This window comes from Rhodococcus sp. LMD (assembly GCF_056108245.1).
In genome coordinates this window covers 2,229,785-2,254,589 of the sequence record NZ_CM148557.1, presented here as the reverse complement: position 1 = coordinate 2,254,589, position 24,805 = coordinate 2,229,785, and the positions used below count along the sequence as shown (strand labels likewise).

At 71.5% G+C, this 24,805-nt stretch carries 23 protein-coding genes; 9 read left to right on the top strand and 14 right to left on the bottom strand.

Going from position 1 to position 24,805, the window contains the following annotated elements:
* Positions 1-27: 27 nt before the first annotated feature.
* Entirely contained in the window at positions 28-1,713 is a 1,686-nt protein-coding gene (ptsP, locus tag ACWPQI_RS10570; protein WP_010592631.1) for a phosphoenolpyruvate--protein phosphotransferase, read from the bottom strand.
* A 138-nt stretch (positions 1,714-1,851) separates the two neighbouring features.
* Between ptsP and ACWPQI_RS10565 the strand changes: the two genes are divergently transcribed.
* Genes ACWPQI_RS10565 through ACWPQI_RS10550 form a run of 4 tightly spaced genes read left to right on the top strand, consistent with a single transcriptional unit; the run spans position 1,852 to position 5,979 of the window.
* Positions 1,852-2,619 (top strand): DeoR/GlpR family DNA-binding transcription regulator, encoded by a 768-nt coding sequence (locus tag ACWPQI_RS10565; protein WP_010592632.1) that lies wholly within the window; start codon positions 1,852-1,854, stop codon positions 2,617-2,619.
* Positions 2,616-3,632: a 1-phosphofructokinase family hexose kinase gene (locus tag ACWPQI_RS10560; protein ID WP_040271897.1), complete on the top strand. Its 1,017-nt coding sequence runs from the start codon at positions 2,616-2,618 to the stop codon at positions 3,630-3,632. Before ACWPQI_RS10565 ends, ACWPQI_RS10560 begins: the two co-directional genes overlap by 4 nt.
* A 9-nt stretch (positions 3,633-3,641) precedes the next feature.
* A complete protein-coding gene (locus ACWPQI_RS10555; RefSeq protein ID WP_010592635.1) occupies positions 3,642-5,684 on the top strand; it encodes a PTS fructose transporter subunit IIABC in 2,043 nt (680 codons plus the stop codon).
* Positions 5,685-5,721: 37 nt separating this feature from the next.
* A complete protein-coding gene (locus ACWPQI_RS10550) occupies positions 5,722-5,979 on the top strand; it encodes an HPr family phosphocarrier protein (protein ID WP_010592636.1) in 258 nt (85 codons plus the stop codon).
* A gap of 2 nt (positions 5,980-5,981) precedes the next feature.
* On the opposite strand, the gene ACWPQI_RS10545 is transcribed toward ACWPQI_RS10550, so the two are convergent.
* The 5 genes from ACWPQI_RS10545 to ACWPQI_RS10525 form a co-directional block, all read right to left on the bottom strand.
* Entirely contained in the window at positions 5,982-7,031 is a 1,050-nt protein-coding gene (locus ACWPQI_RS10545) for a membrane protein (RefSeq protein WP_010592637.1), read from the bottom strand.
* On the bottom strand, positions 7,031-8,479 hold the full coding sequence (gene hflX / locus ACWPQI_RS10540; RefSeq protein WP_010592638.1) for a GTPase HflX: 1,449 nt from the start codon (positions 8,477-8,479) through the stop codon (positions 7,031-7,033). Before hflX ends, ACWPQI_RS10545 begins: the two co-directional genes overlap by 1 nt.
* 98 nt (positions 8,480-8,577) lie before the next feature.
* Complete coding sequence (dapF, locus tag ACWPQI_RS10535; protein WP_010592639.1) at positions 8,578-9,444, bottom strand: diaminopimelate epimerase; 867 nt, start codon at positions 9,442-9,444, stop codon at positions 8,578-8,580.
* A 9-nt stretch (positions 9,445-9,453) separates the two neighbouring features.
* A complete protein-coding gene (gene miaA, locus ACWPQI_RS10530; protein WP_010592640.1) occupies positions 9,454-10,389 on the bottom strand; it encodes a tRNA (adenosine(37)-N6)-dimethylallyltransferase MiaA in 936 nt (311 codons plus the stop codon).
* Entirely contained in the window at positions 10,377-11,093 is a 717-nt protein-coding gene (locus ACWPQI_RS10525; protein WP_010592641.1) for a class III extradiol ring-cleavage dioxygenase family protein, read from the bottom strand. Before ACWPQI_RS10525 ends, miaA begins: the two co-directional genes overlap by 13 nt.
* Before the next feature lie 151 nt (positions 11,094-11,244).
* Between ACWPQI_RS10525 and ACWPQI_RS10520 the strand changes: the two genes are divergently transcribed.
* The gene (locus ACWPQI_RS10520) at positions 11,245-12,603 is read left to right on the top strand and encodes a DUF349 domain-containing protein (protein WP_010592642.1); all 1,359 of its coding nucleotides are present in this window, start codon (positions 11,245-11,247) and stop codon (positions 12,601-12,603) included.
* 135 nt (positions 12,604-12,738) lie between these two features.
* Here ACWPQI_RS10520 and ACWPQI_RS10515 read toward each other — a convergent pair whose 3' ends face one another.
* Both ACWPQI_RS10515 and miaB read right to left on the bottom strand, forming a co-directional pair.
* On the bottom strand, positions 12,739-13,347 hold the full coding sequence (locus ACWPQI_RS10515; protein WP_010592643.1) for an Rv2732c family membrane protein: 609 nt from the start codon (positions 13,345-13,347) through the stop codon (positions 12,739-12,741).
* Entirely contained in the window at positions 13,344-14,801 is a 1,458-nt protein-coding gene (gene miaB, locus ACWPQI_RS10510; protein WP_474738849.1) for a tRNA (N6-isopentenyl adenosine(37)-C2)-methylthiotransferase MiaB, read from the bottom strand. Before miaB ends, ACWPQI_RS10515 begins: the two co-directional genes overlap by 4 nt.
* Before the next feature lie 367 nt (positions 14,802-15,168).
* Here miaB and ACWPQI_RS10505 point away from each other — a divergent pair, with 367 nt between their 5' ends.
* The 4 genes from ACWPQI_RS10505 to ACWPQI_RS10490 all read left to right on the top strand — a co-directional run bounded on the left by ACWPQI_RS10505 (position 15,169) and on the right by ACWPQI_RS10490 (position 18,473).
* On the top strand, positions 15,169-15,897 hold the full coding sequence (locus ACWPQI_RS10505; RefSeq protein ID WP_010592645.1) for an amino acid ABC transporter ATP-binding protein: 729 nt from the start codon (positions 15,169-15,171) through the stop codon (positions 15,895-15,897).
* Positions 15,898-15,949: 52 nt separating this feature from the next.
* Positions 15,950-16,783: a glutamate ABC transporter substrate-binding protein gene (locus ACWPQI_RS10500; protein WP_010592646.1), complete on the top strand. Its 834-nt coding sequence runs from the start codon at positions 15,950-15,952 to the stop codon at positions 16,781-16,783.
* Between the two features lie 83 nt (positions 16,784-16,866).
* Positions 16,867-17,547, top strand: coding sequence for an amino acid ABC transporter permease (locus tag ACWPQI_RS10495; RefSeq protein WP_010592647.1), 681 nt, complete (start codon positions 16,867-16,869; stop codon positions 17,545-17,547).
* Positions 17,544-18,473, top strand: coding sequence for an amino acid ABC transporter permease (locus tag ACWPQI_RS10490; RefSeq protein ID WP_010592648.1), 930 nt, complete (start codon positions 17,544-17,546; stop codon positions 18,471-18,473). The genes ACWPQI_RS10495 and ACWPQI_RS10490 overlap by 4 nt, the downstream gene beginning before the upstream one ends.
* A 4-nt stretch (positions 18,474-18,477) precedes the next feature.
* Here the strand turns inward: ACWPQI_RS10490 and recX are convergent, their stop codons facing one another.
* From recX to ACWPQI_RS10460, 6 genes are all read right to left on the bottom strand, one after another.
* Complete coding sequence (recX, locus tag ACWPQI_RS10485; protein WP_010592649.1) at positions 18,478-19,056, bottom strand: recombination regulator RecX; 579 nt, start codon at positions 19,054-19,056, stop codon at positions 18,478-18,480.
* A gap of 8 nt (positions 19,057-19,064) precedes the next feature.
* Entirely contained in the window at positions 19,065-21,197 is a 2,133-nt protein-coding gene (gene recA, locus ACWPQI_RS10480; RefSeq protein ID WP_010592650.1) for an intein-containing recombinase RecA, read from the bottom strand.
* A gap of 183 nt (positions 21,198-21,380) precedes the next feature.
* Positions 21,381-21,575 (bottom strand): DUF3046 domain-containing protein, encoded by a 195-nt coding sequence (locus tag ACWPQI_RS10475; RefSeq protein ID WP_010592651.1) that lies wholly within the window; start codon positions 21,573-21,575, stop codon positions 21,381-21,383.
* An 83-nt stretch (positions 21,576-21,658) separates the two neighbouring features.
* Positions 21,659-22,813, bottom strand: coding sequence for a glycosyltransferase (locus ACWPQI_RS10470; RefSeq protein WP_026137740.1), 1,155 nt, complete (start codon positions 22,811-22,813; stop codon positions 21,659-21,661).
* A gap of 4 nt (positions 22,814-22,817) precedes the next feature.
* Entirely contained in the window at positions 22,818-22,994 is a 177-nt protein-coding gene (locus ACWPQI_RS10465) for a hypothetical protein (protein ID WP_157179985.1), read from the bottom strand.
* Positions 22,995-23,171: 177 nt separating this feature from the next.
* Positions 23,172-24,707, bottom strand: coding sequence for a serine/threonine-protein kinase (locus ACWPQI_RS10460; protein ID WP_010592653.1), 1,536 nt, complete (start codon positions 24,705-24,707; stop codon positions 23,172-23,174).
* Positions 24,708-24,805 lie beyond the last annotated feature (98 nt).

Here is a 24,805-nt window from a genome sequence, read left to right as displayed (position 1 = left end):
GGCTGCTCCCGGCGGCGATCGCGTCCGTCAGGCGAGTACGCGGGCCGCCGCGTCGCGGGCTTCCCCGGGGTCGACGGCGCGGAGCACCTCGTCCGCGGCCTCGCGGCAGCGGTCGAGGGTCACCGCGGCGAGTCGGGACCCGACACCGGCGACGGCCGCGGCCGCACACGACAGCGAGGTGACCCCCATGCCGGCCAGGACACAGCCGAGCAACGGGTCGGCGGCCGCCTCCCCGCACACCCCGACTCGCTTGCCGGCGGCGCGTCCGGCGGCGGCGGTGCGGGCGACCAGGGCCAGCACAGCCGGCTGCCACGGATCGGTGAGGGATGCGAGGTGGGGCGACATGCGGTCCGCGGCCATCGTGTACTGCGCGAGGTCGTTGGTGCCGATCGACAGGAAGTCGACGTGTTCGAGGAGACGTTCGGCGAGCAGCGCGGCGGCCGGCACCTCCACCATCACGCCGGGCACGAGCCCGCGGGCGCGGACGGCAGCGGCGAAGTGTGCGGTCTCGGCGACGGTCGCGATCATCGGTGCCATCACCCAGGGCTCGGTGCCCGTGCGCGCGGCCGCGGCGGCGACGGCGTCGAGCTGCCGGTCGAGCAGTCCCTCGGTGGCGTTCGCAATCCGGATGCCGCGCAACCCGAGTGCCGGGTTGTGCTCGTCGGGATGGTCGACGAAGCGCAGGGGCTTGTCGGAGCCCGCGTCGAGGGTCCGCAGGACGACCTTGCGGCCGGCGAAGGCGCTGAACACCTCGGCGTAGATCTCCGCCTGCTCCTCGACGGTGGGTTCGGTTTCCCGGTCCAGGAAGCACAGCTCGGTCCGGAACAGGCCGACTCCCTCTGCGGGGGTCGCGCGGGCCGCGCGGGCACCGGCGCCGTCCTGAACGTTGGCGAGGATCTCGACGCGATGCCCGTCCTCGGTGGCGCCCGGGCCGGCCCACGACGCGATGCGCGCCTGCTCGCTGCGGGCCGCGGCGACCGCAGCGGCCGCCTCTTCGGGGTCGGGATCGAGGCGGAGCTCACCGGCCGCGCCGTCGAGCAGGACGCGGACGCCGGCCGGGACGGTGTCGAGGTCGGCCGCCGCGACCACGCAGGGGATGCCGAGCTGGCGGGCGATGATCGCGGTGTGACTGGTGGGCCCGCCGAGGGTGGTGGCGAGTCCGATCACCCGGCTCGGGTCGAGGCCGGCGGTGTCGGCGGGGGCGAGGTCCTCCGCGAGCAGGATGGACGGCTCGTCGGGCAGGTCGAGGCCGGGTTCGGGATGGCCGGCGAGTTCGGCGATCACCCGGTCGCGGATGTCGAGAAGATCGGTGACGCGCTCGGCCATCAGCCCGCCGAGCTTGGTGAACATGTCCGCGAACTGGTCGGTGGCGCCGACTGCGGCCTCGATCGCGCCGGATCCGCTGCGGATCTTCGCGGCGACGGCGCCGAGCCACCCGCGGTCCTCGGCGAGCTGGGCGTTGGCGAGCAGAACCTCGGCGGCGGCGCCCGAGGCTCGCCCGGCGCGACTGCGCAGCCGCTCCGCGACCGCGCCGGCGGCGGCCCGGAAACGCTCGGCCTCGGCGTCGCGTGCGGTGTCCGGGATGCGCTCGAACGTGGTGGGGATCTGTGGCCGCGGGGCGGGGCGTACGACGGGCCCGTAGGCAACCCCGGGCACGACCGGCGTGCCCCGCACGATCGAGATCTCCGCCGCTGCGGGGATCGCCTTCTCCATGTCTCCTCCTCGCCGCCCGGTGTGTCGGGATGAGCCTCCGGGGTAATTCTGTGATCGAGATTACTCCGAACCATTGACATGTCAACACATACGGGCGTAAAACAACATGAAACAACATTCAGCGGCAAGGAGCCCGGCGTGTACGCAGAGGAACGGCAGCAGGCGATCGCCGAGTTGATCGGCCGGCGGGGACGGATGTCCGTCGCCGACCTGGCCACCCGCTTCCGCGTCACCACCGAGACCGTCCGCCGGGATCTGGCCCTGCTCGAACGGCTGGGACATGTGCGCCGTGTGCACGGCGGCGCCATCCCCACCGCTGCACTCACCGTCACCGAACCCGCACTGAACGAGCGCGAACACACCCACGCCGCGCAGAAGGACCGGATCGCAGCCGCGGCGGCCCGGTATCTCCCCGCCGCCGGCGGCAGCGTGGTGTTCGACGCCGGCACCACCACCGGCCGCCTGGTGGCGGCCCTGCCCGCCGACGTGGACCTCGAGGTGGTCACGAACTCGGTTCCCATCGCCGCGCGGCTCGCCGGACTCGGATCGGTGCGTCTGCACATGCTCGGCGGCCGGGTCCGCGGGATCACGCAGGCCACGGTCGGCGAGGATGCGCTGCGGTTCCTCCGCGCGCTGCACGTCGACGTCGCCTTCATCGGCACGAATGCACTCAGTGTCGGCCACGGCCTGTCCACTCCCGACCCGGACGAGGCCGCCGTCAAACGCGCGATGGTGCGCTGCGCCGACCGGGTCGTGGTCCTCGCCGACTCCTCCAAGATCGGCCGGCAGCACCTCATCAGCTTCGCCCCCGTCGACGCCGTGGACGTTCTCGTCACCGACACCGAGCTCGACGACACCGACTGCAAAGAACTCACCGACAACGGAATCGAGGTGGTGACGGCATGATCGTCACGCTGACCGCCAATCCGAGCCTGGACCGGACGGTGGCGCTGACGGGCCCCCTCGTCCGCGGCGCCGTGCACCGCGCCGCCGCCACCCGCGTGGACCCGGGCGGCAAGGGCGTCAACGTCGCCCGGGTGCTCCGCGCGGCCGGACGCCCGGTCCTGGCGGTCCTGCCGGGGAACACCGGCGACCCGCTGCTCACCGCGCTCGACGACCACGGCATCGGCTACCGCGCCGTGCCGACCGGGGGTCCCGCCCGCAGCAACATCACCGTCGCCGAGCCCGACGGCACCACCACCAAGTTCAACGAACCCGGGCCGGCGTACACGCAAGGCACCCTGGAGTCGCTGCGCCGGACCGTCGTGGACGCCGCCGCCGCCGCCCACTGGCTGGTGATGTCCGGATCCTTGCCACCCGGTGTGCCGACCGACTGGTACGCCGACCTCGTCCGCGCCGTCCGCGCCGCCGTTGACGGGTCCGCCTGCCGAATCGCCGTGGACACCTCCGAGTCGCCCCTGCTGGCGCTCGCGGCCGGGTTCCCGGACGCCGCACCCGATCTGCTCAAGCCGAACTCGGACGAGCTCGCACAGCTCACCGGCGCGGACGCCACCACCCTGGAATCGGCGGCGGCCGCCGGCGACACCGAACCCGTCGTCGCGGCAGGACGACGACTGGTCGAACGTGGCGTCGGGGCGGTACTGGCCACACTCGGCGCGGCGGGCGCGGTCCTGGTCACCGACGAGGGTGCGTGGCACGCAGTCCCCGGCCCCGTGACCGCGCGCAGCACCGTCGGCGCCGGCGACTCCTCCCTCGCCGGCTATCTCGTCGCGGAGCTGGCCGGACTCGATCCCGCCGAACGGCTCCGCCACGCCGTCGCATACGGCTCGGCAGCCGTGGCCCTGCCCGGCACCACGCTGCCCGGACCCGACGACGTCGCCACCGGCGCTGTCGAGGTCACCCCGATCCGTCCCCGCCCCCTCGGCACCCCCTCCCCGGTCCTCCCTCACCCCCAGTAAGGACACGCCATGCCAGACCTCGCCTCCGGCCCCGCCTCCGGACCCGCGATCATCGACGACGGCCTGATCGCACTCGACGCAGACCTCGGCGCCGACAAGGAGTCGGTCATCGCCGCGCTCGCCGCGCGGCTCGCCGACGCCGGCCGCGCCACCGACGCGGCGGCACTGACGGCCGCCGCCCTGGACCGGGAGGCCAAGTCGGCCACCGGCCTGCCGGGTGGGATCGCCATCCCGCACTGCCGCGCGGACGCCGTCGCCACCGCATCGCTCGGCTTCGCGCGGCTGTCCCCCAAGGTGGACTTCGGCGCCCCCGACGGACCCGCGGACCTCGTGTTCCTGATCGCCGCCCCGGAGGGGGCCGGTGCCGAGCACATGAAGCTGCTCTCCTCGCTCGCCCGGGCGCTCGTGCGGCCGGACTTCGTCGGTTCGCTGCGCGAGGCCGCCACCGCTGCGGACGTGGTCGCGCTGGTCGAGGGAGTGCTTCCGAAGCCGGCGCCGGCTACCGCTGCGGCCGCCGAGCCCACGCCGCCCGCCACCGAACCCACGCCGGCCCCCGCGACCGCCGAGCGCACCATCGTCGCCGTCACCGCCTGCCCGACGGGGATCGCCCACACCTACATGGCCGCCGACGCCCTCAAAGCCGCGGGTGAGCGCGCCGGAGTCACGGTGCGGGTCGAGACCCAGGGCTCGAGCGGCAGCACACCGCTGCCGGCGTCCGTGATCGCCGGCGCCGACGCCGTCATCTTCGCCACGGACGTCGGCGTGAAGAACCGGGAACGGTTCGCGGGCAAACCGCTCGTCGCCTCGGGTGTCAAACGAGCCATCAACGAGCCCGACGTGATGGTCGCCGAGGCGGTCCGCGCGGCGAAGGATCCGTCCGCGAGCACCGTCGACGCGGCCGCCGTCGCCGCCGCCGCCGACGAATCCTCGTCCGGCGAGGTGGGCTGGGGAGTTCGGCTACGGCAGATCCTGCTGACCGGCGTGAGCTACATGATTCCCTTCGTCGCGGCGGGCGGCCTGCTGATCGCTCTCGGCTTCCTGCTCGGCGGGTACGAGATCACCGAGCCCGCCGCCGACATCGTGGTGAACAACTCGCTCACCGACCTGCCGGACGGCGGCCTGCCCACCTACCTCGGCGCGGTGCTCTTCCAGCTCGGCTCGCTCGCGTTCTCGTTCCTGGTGCCCGCACTCGCCGGCTACATCGCCTTCGCGATCGCCGACCGGCCCGGTCTGGCACCCGGCTTCACCGCCGGCGCGGTCGCCGTGTTCGTCGGCGCCGGGTTCATCGGCGGCCTCGTCGGCGGCATCATCGCCGGCTTCGCCGCGCTGTGGGTGGGCCGCATCCCCGTCCCGGTGTGGGCGCGCGGCCTGATGCCGGTGGTGATCATTCCGCTGTTCGCGACCCTCGCCGTCGGCGCCCTGATGTTCCTCGTCCTCGGCAAGCCCCTCGCCGCGATCACCTCGGGCCTGACGAACTGGCTCAACGGCCTGTCCGGGAGCTCGGTCGTCATTCTGGGCGTGATCCTCGGCCTGATGATGTGCTTCGACCTCGGCGGCCCGGTCAACAAGGCCGCCTATGCGTTCGCCGTCGCCGGACTCGACGTCTCGAACAACGCATCGCTACAGATCATGGCCGCCGTGATGGCCGCGGGCATGGTGCCGCCGCTGGCGATGGCGCTGTCGTCGACCCTGCGACCGGGGATCTACAGCACCGCCGAGCGGGAGAACGGCAAGGCCGCATGGCTGCTCGGGGCCTCGTTCATCTCCGAGGGCGCAATCCCGTTCGCGGCGGCGGACCCGCTGCGGGTTATCCCGTCCATGATGGCCGGCGGCGCCGTCACCGGCGCCCTGGTAATGGCGACCGGGACGACCCTCAGCGCCCCGCACGGCGGCATCTTCGTGTTCTTCGCCATCGGCAATCTGCTGTGGTTCCTCGTCGCCCTCGCCGCCGGCACCGTCGTGGGTGCGCTCTGCGTGACCCTGGCCAAGGAGGTGCACCGACCCGCCCACCTGCGCAGCAGCGACACCGCGGCCCAGCCTGCCGTCGCCTGATCCGATCGACGACCGTCCCTACCCCGAAGGAGTTCTCATGCCCAGCACCACCGTCACCGTCGGCTCGTCCATCGGCCTGCATGCCCGGCCTGCCGGCATCATCGCCGAAGCCGTGGTCGCCGCCGGAGTCCCGGTGACCCTCGCCGTGGACGGCGGCGAACCCGTCGACGCGGGCTCGGCGCTGCTCGTCATGACGCTCGGCGCCACCCAGGGCACCGAGGTCACCGTCACCAGCGACGACGCCGACGTGCTCGCCCGCATCGCCGAACTGGTGGCCGCGGACCTCGACGCCTGACCTCAGCCGCGGCGGCGGCGCGACGACCGTCGCCACAGCCCGCCCGCAGCGGCGGCGACCACCACGATGCCCGCGGCGATCGCCGCGGGCATCGCGCCGCGCGGGGTCCGCACCGGCTCCGGCGCGGCCACGGGCCGGAAGAGGGTCACCACGTCACGCCACACCCGCACGGGCGGCAGGGCACCACCGGCGGATTCGGACGCGGTCAGCAGGTCCCCGTCCGCGGTGAAGGCCACCGCCTCGCCCTGTGGTTCGCCGGGCACCGGCACCCGCAGGGACGGTCCCGCCGCGAGCGCGGCCGCGACGTCGCCGTCGGGGGCATGGAAGAGGTGGACATCGGTGTACGTGCGTACCGCGGCGACGGTGCCGTCGGGACTGATCGCGCCGCCGGTGATCAACGTGGAGGACGCCCCGCCGACGGGGCCACCGGGGGTGTCCGTGGGACCGAGGGTGACGGTCCCGATGCGTTCGAGAGGGACCGGACCCGGCTCGGGCAGCTCGTCCACGCTTCGTCCGCCGGCCGGCCGGTAAAGGCCGGCGCTGCCGAACAGGGGCTTGGAGACGATCAGCGGCACCCCGTCGCGGGGGACGAGCAGCGTCTCCGCATCGCGTGGGCCGTCGGGGTAGGCGAGCCGGTGCAGACTCCCCGCGCCGGTCTGCGGGTCGACCGAGATCAACGCGACGGTGTCGCGTGCGGCGCGATTGTCGCCGAGGTCGCCGAGCCAGAGCCGGCCGTCCGGACCCGCGGCCAGGTCCTCCACGTCGTACGGGTCGACGGCCGGCGGGATGCGTCGCAGCACCGCACAGTCGTCCCCCAGCTCGAAGACCGCCTCGTCGGCACCGGCGTCCGGCACCGCGAACAGTCGCCCCCCGGCGACGGCCAGGCCCGACAGTTCCGCGAGGGCAGGATCGGCGGGGGTGCACAACACTTTCCCGTCGACCTCGGCGGCCGGGGCGGTGGTCTGCGCCGCGGCGACCGGGGCGGTGGTCTGCGCCGCGGCGGCCGGCGACGACACCGTCGCGACCACCAGGGCGACGAGAGCGCCGCGCACTAGGCGGCGTACTCGACCAGGGCCGACGCGAGGGCCCGCGGCACGCGGGCGTGCACGCGCGTACCGTCCACCTCGTGCGCGGAGGTCAGGACCTGCCCGTCCGAGTGGATCCGCGCGAGCAGGTCCCCTCGTGTGTACGGCAGCAGCACCTTCACCTCGACGTCCGGGTGTTCGAGCAGCGCGGCGAGGTGCTCGCGCAGATCGTCGAGTCCCGCGCCGCTGCGCGCCGAGACGAACACCGCGTCGGGGAGCAGGGCACGCAGTTCGGCGACGGTCAGCGGGTCTGCGGCGTCGACCTTGTTCACCACGATGAGCTCGGGCGGCGGCGGCGCGTCGGACTCGCGCAGCACGTCGGTGATCACCTCGCGCACCGCCTTGATCTGGTCGGTCGGCAGCGGGTCGGACCCGTCGACGACGTGCAGCAGCAGGTCCGCGTCCGTGACCTCCTCGAGGGTCGACCGGAACGCCTCGACGAGCTGGGTCGGCAGGTGCCGCACGAACCCGACGGTGTCGGTGAGCACGTACTCGCGCCCGTCCGGGAGTTCGGCCCGGCGGGTGGTCGGATCGAGCGTCGCGAACAACGCGTTCTGCACCAGCACACCGGAACCGGTGAGCTTGTTGAGCAGGCTCGACTTGCCGGCATTGGTGTAGCCGACGATCGCGACCGACGGGATGCGGTTGCGCATCCGCCGGGTGCGTTTGGTGTCGCGAACGGACTTCATCGCCTTGATCTCGCGGCGCAGCTTGGCCATCCGCTCGCGGATACGGCGACGGTCCGTCTCGATCTTCGTCTCGCCGGGACCACGCAGGCCCACGCCCCCGTTGCTGCCGGCACGGCCACCGGCCTGCCGCGACATCGATTCGCCCCAGCCTCGCAGCCGCGGCAGCATGTACTCCATCTGCGCGAGCGATACCTGCGCCTTGCCCTCGCGGGAGGTCGCGTGCTGGGCGAAGATGTCGAGGATCAGCGCGGTGCGGTCGATGACCTTCACCTTGACGATCTTCTCCAGGGCGGTCAGCTGCGCGGGGGTGAGCTCGCCGTCGCAGATGACGGTGTCGGCGCCGGTGGCCAGAACCACCTGGCGCAGTTCCTCGGCCTTGCCGGAACCGATGTAGGTCGCGGCGTCGGGACGGTCCCGGCGCTGGATCAGGCCCTCGAGCACCTGGGAACCGGCGGTCTCGGCCAGGGCGGCGAGCTCGGCGAGACTCGCCTCGGCCTGAACCGCGGTGCCTCCGGTCCAGACCCCGACGAGCACGACCCGTTCGAGGCGCAGCTGCCGGTACTCGACCTCGGTGATGTCCTCGAGTTCGGTGGACAACCCGGCGACGCGGCGCAGGGCGCTGCGGTCCTCGAGTTGCATCTCGCCGACCGACGGGTCGGCGGCGGCCCAGCCGGGGACGCGGTCCGTGTCGCCGGTGGCCGATTCGTTTCGTCGTGTGTTCGTCATACACGACCATCGTCCCACTTCGGGCGCGCGGACGCATGCGACTTTCCCGGTGTCCGCGCAGGGCGAAACCGTGCGACGACGCGGCGTCGCCGTGACAGTCAGTCCAGGCCGTCCCACCAGTGATCGCCGATCGTGCCCGACGCGACCAGCACCGAGGGGCCACGCAGCGCGGCCCGGCCGTCCTCGAGGCGCACCTGCACCGCCCCGCCGGGGACGTGCACCCGGACGGTGCCGGAGTCGGCGCCGTCGAAGCGCAGCGCCGCCGCGGCGGCGGCGACCGTGCCGGTGCCGCAGGACCGGGTCTCGCCCACCCCCCGCTCGTACACCCGCATGTCCACCGCGCCCGCGGCGATCGGGGTGAGGAACTCGATGTTGACGCCCTGGGGAAAGAAGCCGGGGTCGAAACCCGGACCGGACAGGTCGAGGGCGGCCAGGGTCGCCGCGGTCAGGTGCGGATCGACGCAGGCCAGATGCGGGTTCCCGACGTCGATGCCCAGACCGCGGTACACCCGGCCTTCGATGGTCGCGGTCGACTCCCCCAGCTCGCGCACCACGCCCATGTCGACGGTGACGTCGCCGTGCGTCGCGTCGGCGCTGTGCACCTGCACCGGCTTGCCGCCGGCGCGACTGCCGACGACGAACGCGTCACGCGATTCGAACCCGCCGGCGGTGACGAAGTGCGCGAACACCCGCACCCCGTTGCCGCACATCTCCGCGATCGACCCGTCGGCGTTGCGATAGTCCATGAACCAGTCGTCGGCGGCCGTCCCCTCCGGCAACGCGGGCAGGACCCCCGCGTCGACGAGCGCCCCGGCCCGCGCCACCCGCAGGACCCCGTCGGCGCCGAGACCACGACGACGGTCGCACAACGCCGCCACCCGCTTCGGCTCGAGGGAAATCCGCACCTCCGGATCGGGAAGGATCACGAAGTCGTTCTCGGTGCCGTGGCCCTTGCTGAAGTCCATGCCGCCACCTTAACGACGGTCCGCCCCGGCGAGAACTCGAAGCGCCGCGTCCCGCAGCGCAGGATCGGCGCCGTCGATCCAGTGCACCCGTGGGTCCCGGCGGAACCACGAGCGTTGCCGGCGCACATAGCGCCGGGTGCCGATGAAGGTGCGCTCCCGCGCGTGTGCGAGGTCGCACTCCCCGGCCAGGTACTCGAGTACCTGCGCGTACCCGATCGCCCGGCGAGCCGTGACCCCCTCGCGCAGCCCCCGTTCGCACAGCGCCGCGACCTCGTCGACCAACCCCTGCTCGAACATCCGGTCCGTGCGCCGCGCGATCCGGTCGTCGAGCGCCGCGGTGTCCCGGTCCACCCCGAGCACGACCGTCCCCCATCTGGGTTCGCCGATCTGCGGCTGCGACGCCGCGAACGGCGCCCCGGTGAGTTCGACGACCTCGAGTGCGCGGACCATGCGGCGACCGTCGGTGGGCAGGATCGTCGCCGCGGCCACCGGGTCGGCCCGGCGGAGCGCGTCGTGCACCGCGGCCACCCCCTCGTCGGCGAGCAGCGCCTCCCACTTGGCGCGGACCTGCGGATCCGTCGCGGGGAACTGCCACTCGTCGAGGAGCGCCTGGACGTACATCATCGAGCCGCCGACGATGATCGGCACGACGCCGCGCGACCGGATCGCCTCCACGTCGGCGGTCGCGGCCTGTTGATACCGCGCGACCGTGGCAGTCTCGGTGACGTCGAGGACGTCGAGCTGATGATGGGCGATGCCGCGGCGCTCGCCGACGGCGAGCTTGGCGGTGCCGATGTCCATGCCGCGGTACTGCTGCATCGCGTCGATGTTGACGATCTCCCCGCCGAGTTCCTCGGCGAGATCCAGGCCCAGGTCGGACTTTCCGGTGGCCGTCGGGCCGACGACGGCGACCGGGCGGACGGGGTCGACGCTCACGGCCGCCACATCCCCACGTGGTATCCGACCCCGTACGGCGCGCTGCTGTGGGTCGTGGCGGCCGACGCCGGTCCCTCGGGACCGAACACCGCGGCCAGCACCTGCCAGGCCGCGCGGCCGTCGCAGACCGTTTCGGCGCAGAGTGCCGGGTCGAGCGCGGCGAGGGCGGCGACGTCGCCGACCGCGAGGGCGACGCCGAGCGCCTCGTCCAGGTTCTGCGCCTCGGGACGGTAGGAGCCGGGAGACTTCGCGGTGAGCGTGGCGGGACCGTCGGCCACCACGAGCAGTGCCGTCGGGGTGCGGTCCGCGTCCAGGGTGCTGCGCAGCTGCCGCCCGAGCCGGGCGCAGTCCTGCGGGGTCGTCCCGGCCGGCACGACGTGCGTGGTGGCGCGCACGACCGGTGCGGTCCGGTCGCGCAGCCAGCCCGCGATCAGCGCCGGCAGCGGCAGCTGCGGATCGGGGGTCCCCGTGGCCGCCGGCCCGAGCGCGACGACCAGGTCGACGCCGAAGCCACGGAACGTTCCGACGGCGGTGTCCGGGACGTCCGTGGCGTCCGTGCCCGCACCGACGACGACCCACCGTGCCGCGGCACGCAGCTCCGTCCCGACGGCGAGCACGGCGGCGCGCAGGTCGGCGGTCTCGGCGGCCGCGGAGCCGGTCAGCTCGGGAACGAGCAGGGGCGGGGACGGCACGAACGCCGCGGCGATCAACACACGGGCCACCGTAGTCGACCCGACCCGCCGACTCGCGGCCGTGCGACCTGTTTCAATAGTGGGCGGGCGTGGTCTCGGAGCGACCTCCGCGGCCCGACCACGCGAACCAATGCGACCAGGCAGCCGTGCCGCGCGGCAGAGATGAGGACCGATGACCGACCCGAACGCAACCCAGGAATCCCGCGCTCCGAAGCCGGGCGCCCCCAAACCGGGTCGGCAGCGGCCGGCCGCCGAGACCTCGGCTCCCAAACCGCACCCGGCTGCCCATCCCCACCCGCAGCCCACCGTTCCGGCCAGCGATCCGAGCCGGTGGGGCCGCGTCGACGAGGACGGCACGGCGTGGGTGAAGACCGCCGAGGGCGAGCGGTGCATCGGGTCCTGGCAGGCGGGCGACGCCGCCGAGGGTCTGGCCCACTTCGGCCGCCGATACGACGACCTCGCGACCGAGGTGGCAATTCTCGAGTCGCGGCTGAGTTCGGGCACCGGCGATGCGAAGAAGACCCGGGCGGCCGCCCAGGCGCTCGCGGAGTCCCTTCCCACCGCCGCGGTGATCGGTGACCTCGATACCCTCGCCGCACGGCTTGCGGCGATCGTGGCGGACTCCGAGAAGGCGGCTCTCGCCGCGAAACAGGAGAAGGAGCACCAGCGGGCAGCGGCCACCGCCCGCAAGGAGGCCCTCGCGGCGGAGGCCGAGCAGATCGGCGCCGAGTCGACGCAGTGGAAGGCCGCCGGTGACCGGTTGCGGGAGATCCTCGAGGAGTGGAAGACGATCCGCGGCGTGGACCGGAAGGTGGACGACGCGCTGTGGCGGCGTTATTCGAAGGCCCGCGAGGCGTTCAACCGACGGCGTGGCGCGCACTTCGCCGAACTGGACCGTGAGCGTGCCGCCGCCCGGGCCCGCAAGGAGGAACTCGTCGCGCGGGCCGAGGACCTGCAGGACTCGACGGACTGGGGGGCGACGGCGGCCGCGTTCCGCGAACTGCTGGCGGAGTGGAAGGCGGCCGGCCGCGCCCCGCGCGAGGCCGACGATCAGCTGTGGAAGCGGTTCAAGGGCGCCCAGGACGTGTTCTTCGCCGCCCGCAACGCCGCCGCCTCGGAGCGGGACGCCGAGTTCGAGGAGAACGCGCGGGCGAAGGAGGCGCTGCTGCAGTCGGCGGCGTCGATCGATCCGTCGGCGGACATCGACGCCGCCCGGGCCCGGCTTCGCGAACTGCAGGACCGGTGGGAGGAGATCGGCAAGGTCCCGCGGGAACGTATGCACGACCTCGAGAGTCGTCTGCGGGCGATCGAGAAGCGGGTCCGCGAGGCCGCCGAGTCCGAGTGGCGGCGCACCGACCCGGAGGCGCTGGCCCGTGCCGCCCAGTTCCGGGAGCGTGTGCGCCAGTTCGAGGAGCAGGCGGCCAAGGCCACCGCGGCGGGCCGCCCGAAGGACGCCGAGAGCGCCCTCGCGCAGGCGCAGCAGTGGCGGGAGTGGGCCGACGCCGCGGAAGGTGCCGTCGGGGAGCGGTGAACCCCGGGCACGACCGAACCCGGACACGACCGAACCCGGACACGACCGAACCGCGAGCACGACCGAGCCCGGACACCACGGTGCCCCCGGCTCGTTCGAGCCGGGGGCACCGTGGTTCGTGCGGTTCCGGGACGATCAGTCGTCGAGCAGGCCCTTGTTCTCGTCCCGGGCGGCGGCGTCCCGCAGCTCCGCCTCGGCGGCGAGCTGGAGCGCGGTGCGCGTCCACACCACCTTCGCCCAGTGGAAGGTGAGCACCATGACGGCGAACCAGCCCAGGATCAGGCCGATGCCCGGTCCCGCTCCCGGGTCGCCGACGGGCAGGGTCTGCCGGGTCCAGATCGAGAGCATGCCGAACACGATCGACACCGCGGAGCCGGCCAGCGCCAGCCACGCCAGCACCCATCGGCGGGTGACGAGCGCCAGGATGGCGAAGATCGAGCCGAAGACCAGGGCGAGCCACACGAAGATGCGGGACGGCAGGGCAATGGATTCGGCGGTCGCATCGGGGGCGAAGGACAGCACCTCCCACCCGTTGGCCGCCCCGGCGTGGGGCAGGCTGAACGAGCCGAGCAGCACGAGCACCCCGACCGCGACGACGAGCGCCCGGGCGCCCGGGTCGATCTCACCGGCGATCTTGCGTTCGGCCGCTTCGAGGTCGGCACGGACTTCGTCCATCGGATCCCTTCCGTCGTTCCCGGCACCGTCGCCGGGGGTCCTGCCCTCGTCGGGGCCGCCCGCCGTCATGCCCCGCATCCCGTCCGGGCCGGAAGCGGTTCGGGCGCACCGATCTGCGGGAGACCGAGTCCGACACCGATGGGTGGTGTCTTGGGTGTGCGGCCCTGCTCGAACCGGTCGCCCGCGCGGGTGCGCCGGTGGGTCAGGATCGGGGTGTCCGCGACGAGATGATGGGGAGCGGCCTCGCTGACCACGACGGTGACGATGTCGCCGGGGCGGACCGCACGGTCGACGTTCCCCTCGGGCCGGAAATGCACGAGCCGGCCGTCCCGGGCGCGACCGCTCATGCGGGCGGTCTCGGCATCCTTGCGGCCCTCCCCCGCGGCGACGAGCAGTTCGACCTGAGCACCCACGAGCGCGCAGTTCCCCTCGAGGGTGATCCGTTCCTGCAGGGCGATGAGTCGTTCGTACCGTTCCTGGACCACGGCCTTGGGCAGCTGGTCGTCCATCTCCGCGGCGGGAGTGCCGGGACGCTTGGAATACTGGAACGTGAAGGCGCTGGTGAAGCGGGCCTTCTCGACGACGTCGAGGGTCTCCTGGAAGTCGTCCTCGGTCTCGCCGGGGAATCCGACGATGATGTCGGTGGTGATCGCCGCGTGCGGCATGGCCGCGCGCACCTTCTCGATGATCCCGAGGAATCGCTCCTTGCGGTACGACCGTCGCATCGCACGCAGGACGCGGTCCGAACCCGACTGCAGCGGCATGTGCAGCTGCGGGCACACGTTCGGGGTCTCGGCCATCGCCTCGATGACGTCGTCGGTGAACTCCGCGGGGTGCGGGGAGGTGAACCGGACCCGTTCGAGGCCCTCGATGTCGCCGCACGCGCGCAGCAGCGCGGCGAACGCGCCCCGGTCCCGGGGCTGCTCGGGGTCGGCGAACGATCGGCCGTAGGAGTTGACGTTCTGCCCGAGCAGGGTCACCTCGAGCACGCCCTCGTCGACGAGCGCGCGGACCTCGGCGAGGATGTCACCGGGCCGGCGGTCCACCTCCTTGCCGCGCAGCGACGGGACGATGCAGAAGGTGCAGGTGTTGTTGCAGCCGACGGAGATCGACACCCACCCGGCGTAGCTGGACTCGCGCCGGGCCGGCAGGGTCGAGGGAAACGCCTCGAGGGATTCGAGGATCTCCACTTCGGCGCGGCGGTTGTGCCGGGCACGATCGAGCAGTGCCGGCAGGTTGCCGATGTTGTGCGTGCCGAACACGACGTCGACCCACGGCGCCTTCTTCACGACGACCTCGCGGTCCTTCTGGGCGAGGCACCCGCCGACGGCGATCTGCATGTCGGGCTTGGCATCCTTGACCGGCCGGAGATGGCTCAGGTTGCCGTAGAGCTTGTTGTCGGCATTCTCACGCACCGCGCAGGTGTTGAAGACCACGAGGTCGGCGGCCGCACCCGGCCCGGCCTTGACGAATCCGGAGTCCTCGAGCAACCCGGACAGCCGCTCGGAGTCGTGCACGTTCATCTGGCAGCCGTAGGTGCGCACCTCGTAGGTGCGGGCGGCGGCCTCGCCGGTCGCGTCGAGGGCGGCCGGGGCGTTGGGGGGTTCACGGTCGATCGATGACACGTCTCAGCCTAGCTCACGGACCCGGCCGGCCCCGCAGTGGGCCGAGGGAAACAACGCCAAGGGAGACAACTTAGTCCATCGCCCGTCGCCGCGGGGCGAACCGGCTCCGGCCTTTCGGCGCCGACCGTAAATTTTCCATTACGCAGTCCGAACTCGGCTTCCGAAAGTTGCTGCACGGCGGCACGGGCAGCATAGGGTTCTGACCATGACACCAGCGGCGGTCGAATCCGAGAAGCCCTCCGGCTCGACGGGCGGCGCACCCCCGATGATCTCGATGTCGGAGGTGCAGAAGCACTTCGGAGCCCTGCACGTGCTGCAGGACATCAATCTGGACGTACCTGCGGGGCAGGTCGTGATCGTGGTCGGGCCGTCCGGGTCCGGCAAGTCCACCCTGTGCCGGACCATCAACCGGCTCGAGCCGATCGACTCGGGTGAGATCCGGGTGGACGGCAAGGTGCTCCCCGCGGAGGGCAAGGCGCTCGCGGCGCTGCGCGCCGACGTGGGCATGGTGTTCCAGTCGTTCAACCTGTTCGCGCACAAGACGATCCTCGAGAACGTCATGCTCGCCCCGGTGAAGGTCCGTCGCAAGGGCAAGAACGAGGCCAAGGAGCAGGCGCTGCAGCTTCTCGACCGGGTCGGCATCGCCAACCAGGCGGAGAAGTACCCCGCCCAGCTCTCGGGCGGGCAGCAACAGCGCGTCGCGATCGCGCGGGCCCTGGCGATGAACCCGAAGGTCATGTTGTTCGACGAACCGACGTCGGCGCTGGATCCCGAGATGGTCCAGGAAGTGCTCGACGTCATGACGTCCCTGGCCCGGGAGGGCATGACGATGCTCGTGGTGACCCACGAGATGGGTTTCGCCCGCAAGGCCGGCAACCGCGTGCTGTTCATGGCGGACGGGCAGATCGTCGAGGACACCGATCCCGACACGTTCTTCACCGCGCCCAAGTCCGCCCGCGCCCAGGATTTCCTCGGCAAGATCCTCAGTCACTGACCCGGCGTCGCTGCCGCATCCGGCGGCACCACCCACAACACGGAGGTACTCGATGAGAATCACCCGCTCGGTTCGCCTGGGCATCGGCGCGATCGCCGTCGCTGTGCTCGCCACCGCGTGTGGCGGAGACGAGCAGCGCAGCGTGTCGCAGTCCGCCGAGAGCGGCTCCCTCGTCGTCGGCATCAAGTTCGACCAGCCCGGACTCGGGTTGCGCAACCCCGACGGCACCTTCAGCGGGTTCGACGTCGAGGTCGCGAAGTACGTCGGGCAGCAGCTGGGGGTGGCGCCGGAGAACATCGAGTTCAAGGAGGCTCCGTCCCCGCAGCGCGAGACGCTCATCGAGAACGGTGAGGTCGACTACATCGTCGCCACCTACTCGATCACCGACGCGCGCAAGGAGAAGGTCGACTTCGCCGGGCCGTACTTCGTCGCGGGCCAGTCGCTGCTCGTGCGGGCCGACAACACCGACATCACCGGACCGGAGTCGCTCAGCGGCGGTAAGCGGCTGTGCTCGGTGGCCGGTTCCACTCCCGCCCAGAACGTCAAGGACACCTACGCGCAGGATGTGCAGCTGCAGGAGTTCGACACGTACTCCGCCTGCGTCGAGGCGCTGCGCAACGGCGCGGTCGACGCCGTGACCACCGACGACATCATCCTCGCGGGTTACGCGGCGCAGTACCCGGGGCAGCTGAAGGTCGTGGGCGAGCCGTTCACCGAGGAGCGCTACGGCATCGGCCTGGCCAAGGGTGACACCGAGTCCCGCACTCTGCTCAACGACGCGATCGAGGAGATGATCGCGAGCGGTGCCTGGCAGGCGGCCCTCGAGTCCACCGTCGGCCCGTCCGGGTACCCGTTGCCGGAGCCGCCGCAGGTCGACCGCTACTGACCGTCCCATGCCGTCCGGCCGGCCCGTGCGACGACTCGTCGCGGGCCGGCCGGACCCCAGTCCCCGATCGGTGGAGTTGACCTGTGGATCTGTTGAGCAAGTACGGCGACGAGTTGATCGACGCCTTCTGGACCACTGTGCAATTGACGGTGCTCTCGGCGATCGGCGCGCTGATCCTCGGAACGATCCTCGCCGGGATGCGCGTGTCCCCGGTACCGGTGGCGCGGGCGGTCGGCACCGTGTACGTGGGGATCTTCCGCAACACCCCCCTGACGCTGATCATCATCTTCTGTCTCTTCGGCTTGTCGCAGACGCTCGGCATCAGCCTGGCACCGCAGTCGTCGCCGACGTTCCTGGTGGACAACAATTTCCGGCTCGCCGTGCTGGGACTGAGCGTGTACACCGCGGCGTTCGTCTGCGAGTCGCTGCGCTCGGGCATCAACACCGTGAACGTCGGGCAGGCCGAGGCAGGCCGCTCCCTCGGGTTGACCTTCGGCCAGAATCTGCGCCTGATCGTGCTGCCTCAGGCGTTCCGTGCGGTGATCGCCCCCCTCGGTAGCGTGCTGATCGCCTTGACCAAGAATTCGACGATCGCGTCCGTCATCGGCGTCTCGGAGGCCTCCCTGTTGATGAAGACCATGATCGAGAACGAGGCGCAGATCTTCGTCATCGGCGGCATCTTCGCCCTCGGCTTCGTGATCCTGACCCTGCCCACGGGCCTGCTGTTCGGCTGGCTGAGCACGCGATTCGAGGTGTCCCGGTGAGCACCGGCCGCGCAACCGTCCTCTACGACGCTCCCGGTCCCCGGGCGCGAACCCTCTACCACGTCGCCTCGGCGGCGGTGGCCGTGCTGCTCGTCGCCGTCGGCTACTTCGTCTACCGGGCGCTCGACGACAAGGGCCAGCTCACCAGCGACAAGTGGGACCCGTTCCTCGAATCGAGTTCGTGGACCACGTACCTGATCCCCGGCATCCGCGGCACCCTCGTCGCCGCGGCGATATCGATCGTGCTCGCCCTGCTTCTCGGGGCCGCACTGGGCATCGGCCGGCTCTCCGATCACCGGCCCGTGCGCGCCGTGTCCGGGTTCGTCGTCGAGCTGTTCCGGGCGATCCCGGTGCTGATCCTGATGATCTTCGCCTACCAGCTGTTCGCCGAGTACCAGGTCTTCCAGTCGGAGTATCTGGCACTGGCGGCGGTGGTCACCGGCCTGACCCTCTACAACGGCTCGGTGATCGCCGAGATCGTGCGTGCCGGCATCCGGTCCCTGCCCCGCGGACAGACCGAGGCCGCTTCGGCGCTGGGCATGCGCAAGAGCCAGATCATGCGCCTGATCCTGCTGCCGCAGGCCGTCACCGCGATGTTGCCGGCGATCGTCTCGCAGATGGTGGTGGCCCTGAAGGACTCCGCACTCGGTTACCTCATCGGCTACGTCGAAGTCGTGCGATCCGGTCAGCAGCTCGGTGCGTTCTTCGGCAACTACCTGCCGTCGCTGCTCGTGGTGGCGGCGATCATGATCGTGCTCAACGGCGCGTTGACGATCCTCGCGACCCGGCTCGAACGTCGCCTGCGCACCGGGCGCAAGAACCGGGCCGCGATGCCGGAGGCCGACGAGAACGCGCCCGACAACGTGCTGTCCGGCATGACCGTGCCCGGGGTGGACATCACGAGCGACCACGACAAGCGCCGGTAACGCGTCAGTCGGCGGCGAATTCGCCGGGCCCGGAATCGTGCCCGGCGAGTTCGTTGCGGACCACCTCGAAGGCCAGGCCCTGCGGGTATCCCCGGCGGGCGAGCATGCCGACCAGCCGTCGCACCACCTTGTCCCGCTCCGCAGCGATCTCGCGCCGGTCGCCCTCCGTGGGCAGCGGCGGTTGGGTGCGCAGCTTCTTGCGCACCAGTTCGGTGGCACGGGCGCGCTCGTCGTCGCCGTCGATCTGCTCGAGTGCCTCCGCGGCCTCGACCTGCCCGATTCCCTTGCGGCGCAGCTCCATGGCCAGGGCACGTTTGCCCTTCCCGGCGTACAGGTGGCGGGAGCGTACCCACTGCTGGGCGAACTCGGCGTCGTCGACGAGACCGACCTCCGTCAACCGGTCGAGGGTCCGCTCGGCGACGTCCGCGGCGAAGCCCTTCTGTTCGAGCTTCGCGGCGAGTTCGGCGCGGCTGCGAGCCCGGTCGGTCAGCAGACGGAGGCACAGGTCCTTGGCCTGTGCCTCCGTTCCACCACCGGGCCGGTCGCCGCCGCGCCGGTCACCGCGACGGGAGTCGCCGTCCAATGCCCGACTCAGAAGTCGGCGGGCTCGTCGGCGTTCTCGGCGGTGATATCCGCCCCGATCCCGAGCTTCTCCTTGATCTTCTTCTCGATCTCGTCCCGGATGTCGGTGTTCTCGAGCAGGAACTTGCGGGCGTTCTCCTTGCCCTGACCGAGCTGATCGCCCTCGTAGGTGTACCAGGAGCCGGACTTGCGGATGAAGCCCTGCTCGACACCCATGTCGATGAGCGAGCCCTCCTTACTGATGCCGTGGCCGTAGAGGATGTCGAACTCGGCCTGCTTGAAGGGCGGCGACACCTTGTTCTTGACGACCTTGACGCGGGTGCGGTTGCCCACCGCATCGGAGCCGTCCTTGAGGGTCTCGATGCGCCGCACATCCAGTCGCACCGACGCGTAGAACTTCAAAGCCTTACCGCCGGTGGTCGTTTCGGGTGAATTGTGAACCATTACACCGTCGACGAAGTAGTTGTGGTTGCCCTCGACCTCGATATCGAAACGGCTCATCGACCGGGTCGGCGGCTTCACGTGCACGTCGAGCACACGCGAGGGGACGAGCCGCTGAGTCGGCTCCACGAATTCGGGAGCCACGATGCCGAGACCGCGGAAGCGGGGCAGCAACTTGTACTCCATCGAAGGGGCCATGTACGGCGCAACGATCTCCTGGAACTTCGCGGAGGCCGACGTGGAGAAGACCAGCACGGCCTTCTGCGCGGCGCCGGCGAGTCGCAGCCGAACGTCGAGTCCGTGGACATCTCGCAGGTAGTCGCGCAGACGTGCGCGCGAGCCCTCGCTCATGGCCTCCACACAGATCTCGATACGGCCACTTCCATCCTCGGTACGCTGCTGCACTCCCTTGGAACGCACAGAGAACGACCCGTCGTCCATGTACCAGACCGCCAGCGCAAGCGGTGTGAGCGACTTCAGATACTCCTCCGAGAGAAACTTCTTGCCGTCCCCGAGGTACACGGCGCGCTGCAGCTCCGCCAGCTCGGGCAGCGGCGTGAAGTCGACGAACTTCGCACCCTTGTCGTTCTCCCGCACGGAGTGCCCGATGTTGCCGAGCAGATTCGTCTTCCAGTCGAGGTACGCGTGTTGCGCAGGACCGTGCCCCATGCGGAAGCGAACGCCGTTGCGGTCACGCCGGTTCGGGGAGAGATTGCCGTCCCCCATCAACGAGCCCAGGACGATCTGGAACTGCTGGTCGCTCAGGCGATGCGGTTCCATCGAGAGGACGCGGTCACCGGCGATGATCTCACCGGCAGGGGTCCACCCTCCCGGTGTACGGATGAGATGGTTCGGAGTCGCGGCGAACTGAGACCGACCGTTCCCTCCGGACTTCTCCACAGTGAACTGCAGGAAATGGTCGGCACGGCCGTTGTCGAACCAGTTCACGATCCGGCGCGGCACGATGCTGTCGGTGTCGGGATCGTAGGACATCACCTCGACGTCCATCTTCTGGTTGACGATCTTGCCGATCTTCTCCGTCGTGCCGTCGGCCAGCTGGACCCGGGTGCCGTAGGAGAAGCACCCGAACATGACGCCGATCTTCTCGCGCAGCTGGTTGATGAAGATCGCGGTGGTGCCGGAGTTGTTGAGCGCGCCGGTCATCTTGCGCAGTGCCTGGCTCATCAGGCGGGCCTGCAGTCCGACGTGGCTGTCACCCATCTCGCCCTCGATCTCGGCGCGCGGCACCAGGGCCGCCACCGAGTCGACCACGATGATGTCGAGCGCGCCGGAACGGATCAGCATGTCCGCGATCTCGAGTGCCTGCTCACCGGTATCCGGCTGCGACACGAGCAGGGCGTCGGTGTCGACGCCGAGCTTGCGGGCGTACTCCGGATCGAGAGCGTGCTCGGCGTCGATGAAGGCCGCGATGCCGCCGGCGGCCTGGGCGTTGGCGACCGCGTGCAGCGCGACCGTCGTCTTACCGGACGATTCCGGGCCGTAGATCTCGACGACCCGTCCGCGCGGGAGGCCACCGATGCCGAGCGCGACGTCGAGTGCGATCGAGCCGGTCGGGATCACGGCGATGGGCTGGCGGGACTCCTCCCCCAGGCGCATCACCGAGCCCTTGCCGAAGCTCTTGTCGATCTGCGCGAGCGCCAGTTCGAGCGCCTTGTCGCGATCGTGTGCCTGTGGTGCCATCGTGGTCCCCTTTTCGAGTCTCGTCTTGCTTGCCGATGACGTTAGAGTCCGGCACCGACAAGTTCGCCGTCCCGACCGGCGAGCGGCCGGATCTGTGGATGAATCGGACGCCTGTGGACTACTTCTCCACCACCCGCGCCCCAGCATAGGCGAACAATTGTTCGAACGGAACGGCGCGGCGGTTCACCGGCGTGCGGGCGGGACGTCGAATTCGTCGCACAGGGCCCGCCACACCTCGCGGGGTTCCTGCCCGGCCTCGATGGCCTCGGCGGCGGTGTGCCCGCCGAGGGAGAGCAGGACGTGGTCACGGAGCAGGGCGTCGCCACGCATCTGCCCGAACTCGTTGCGGACATACTCGTGGAATTCGGTCAGTCGCACCCGAGCCACGGTAGTCGCTCTCCGGCGTGGGCCCCGGCGCCCGGCGCCTGTCCCATCACCGCGCCCGCGTCACCGCACCCGCGTCACCGTACCTCGGGCACGACGCCGCGGCAGACGGCGATCGGGTCCTCGACCTGCGCTGCCGTCGCGGCGGCCAGGCGCGCCGACCGGGCGAAGCGCGGCTCGGCCAGCACGGTGTCCACAGCCGCCCGCAGTGCGCCCGGCTCGAGTGGCCGCACGACGACCGCGCTGCCCTGCCGGGCGGCCCGATTGGCCAGTTCCCACTGGTCGCCGCCGCCGGGCACCACCACGGCGGGCACCCCGGCGCTCAGCGCCTTGGCGAGCATCCCGTGCCCGCCGCCACACACCACCACGTCGGCCTGCTCGAGCAGCAGGTCCTGCCGGCCGTGCCCGGCCACGACACCGTCCGGCCAGGCCCGCTCGGGCGGCTCGAGCATCGCGACGACGATCCGCATCCCGGAGCCGCCGAGACCCGCGCACACGGCGTCGAGCAGGCCGGGCACGCCGGTGGCCGCGGTGGACGGCGCCACCATCACCAGGGGTCCGTCGCCGGCGGGCGGCTCCAGGACCTCGCGGGTGGGTTCCCACAGCAGCGGGCCCACGACGTGCGCCTGCGCGGGCCAGTCCGGTCGCGGCACCTCGAGGGCCGGAAGCGTGGCGACGAGCCGGGCTGCCGGTCCCGGATCCCGCGCGGCCAGGCCGATCCCGACGCGCGCCTGCGCCCGTTCGCGCTCCCCCTGCCGAATCGAGCGGGCGGTCGCCGCCCGCAGCACCGCGTCCCGCGCCCGGCCGCGCAGGCCGGTGCCGGGGGCGAGACCGCTCCCGACGGGCGGCAACCCCCGCGAGGGCAGATACAGCGGATGGGGCGACAACTCCACCCACGGGATGCCGAGACGTTCCGCGGCCATGCCGCCGCCGGCGGTGAGGACGTCCGAGACGACGAGATCGGGAAGCAGGGCGCTGAGCCCGGGCAGCATCTCCGCCGCGATATGCGCGGCGCGGGCATGGATGCGGGCGCCGGCATCGGCATCGTCGTCCTCCGGACGCGGCGCCAGGCCGGCGAGCGGGGCCAGGGTCACGCCGTCGAGGTCCAGGCCCAGCCACCGCTCGCCGGTGAACAGAACCGGGTCGTCGCCCGCCTCGGCCAGCCGCAGGCTCAGGGCTATCGCGGGGATCGCATGCCCCGCGTCCGGCCCGGCCACCACTGCCACTCGCATCGATTCAGACTGCCACACCGGGTTCCCGCACTCTGCGGACAGCGAGGATCGGGCCGGCGGCGGGGCACCCGGACGTGCCGATCCCGTCGGCCCGCCCGGACGGTGCGACGAGGTCGTCGCAGGCGGGCACGTCGACGAGCACGCAGCGTGGCACCGTCCCCAGCCGACGTTCGTCGCGCACGCGCCCGTGATGCCGGGTCCGGCGGACGGCCGCTCCCCCACAGCGAGCGGGCAGGTCCCCGCACGGGTGGCTTCTTCGACGGTCGGCTCACCGATCGGTGGTCGGTCCCTTCGAAGACGGGTATGGCGGTCGCTTCCGGTGATCACTCCGTTCCGGTCGCCCCGGGCGAGCGGCCTTTCAGGGATACGCCGACCAGAACTGGAGCACCTGTTCGCGGGTGGTGACCGTTCCGTTCTCGATGATCAGCAGTTCGTTCCGGTCGAACGTGTAGCGCACAGGTCCCGACACGACCGTGAATCCGGCGGCGTCCGGGACGGCATCGGCCAGCTCGATGTCGGCGCCGTCGCCGAGTCGCAGACCCTTGTAGTAGAGGCCGTCGAAGCCGTTGCGGCACACCAAGACCCGAGATTCCGAAGTGCGCGCCACCGCGACGGCCTCGTCGGCAGCGTTGCAGCGCGGCCCGATGTCGTCGTCGAAGCCCCGGATACCTGCCTGCGCGACGGGGATGCGGTCCGGGCGGCTCTGTGGCGCGGCGGTGGTCGTCGGTGCGAGGGCGGAGGTGGTGATGTCGGTGATCTCCGCCGTGGCCGGGACGGACACCGAAGGAAGCGTGGCCGGGCCGGGGGTGTCGACCCGTCCGGTGGCCGAGATGCCGGCCCGCACGTCCGCGTCCTGCGAGCCGTCGCGGGCGAGCAGGATCCCGGTCAGTGCCCCGGCCAGCGTGACAGCCGCCACCACGCCCAGCAGCACGAGCAGCGGCCGCGGAGAACGCGCCCCCGGATGTCCGGACGCGGCAGGGGGCCCGGGAGACACCGGGGTGGCGGTCGACGCGGCGGAGACCGTCCGCGTCGGCTCGGTGACCGGCTCGTCGAGAGCGGCGCGCGCGGCTGCGGCCAGCGCGCCGCACGTGGGGAAACGATCCTCGGGCCGCTTGGCCATCGCGCGGGCGATCACCGCGTCGAGCGCGGGTGGTAGCTCGGGCCGCGCCGCGGTGGGACGTGGCGGGGCCAGATGCAGATGTGCGTGGACCAGATGCGCCGCCTCGGTTCCCGGGAAGGGGGGCCGCGCCGTGAGCAACTGATAGAGCGTGCACCCCAGGGCGTAGACGTCGGTGCGAGGGCCGGGCGGCCGTCCCTCGATCTGCTCCGGGGAGGCGTACTGCAGGCTGGCGACGAGGATGCCGGTCTCGGTGACCGCCGTGCTGCCGAGACTCTTGGCGATCCCGAAGTCCGCGAGCAGGACGCGCTCCGGTTCACTTCCGCTGCTCGGGGCGAGCAGGATGTTCGCGGGCTTGACGTCGCGGTGCAGCACACCGTGCGCATGCGCGTGATCGAGTGCCCGAGCGGTCTCGGACACGATGCGCACGGCGCGCGCCGGACGCATCGGCCCCTCTCGCAGAGCGCCCACCGCATCGGTGCCGTCCACGTACTGCATCGCAATCCACAACTGGTCGCCGACGTTGCCGCGGTCGTACACGGTGACGATGTTGGGATGTTCGAGCCGCGCGACGTGATCGGCCTCCCGGAGGAACCGGCTGCGGTTGCCGGGATTCGCGTTCGCCGACAGGTCGAGCAGCTTCAGTGCAACGAAACGCGGCAGGTTGGGATGCCGCGCCAGGTAGACGCTGCCCATGCCCCCGGTCGCGAGGCGGCGTTCGATGCGGTACCCGGCGAACACGGAACCGGGCTGCAATTCTCCCACGGTGTCGTCCACTCCCGAGTCCGTCGTGGCGCCCGCCCGACGGCCGTCTCAGAATATCGCGCACCGACGCAGGACCCGCACCCGAATGCTCCGAATCGGATCGCGGTGCT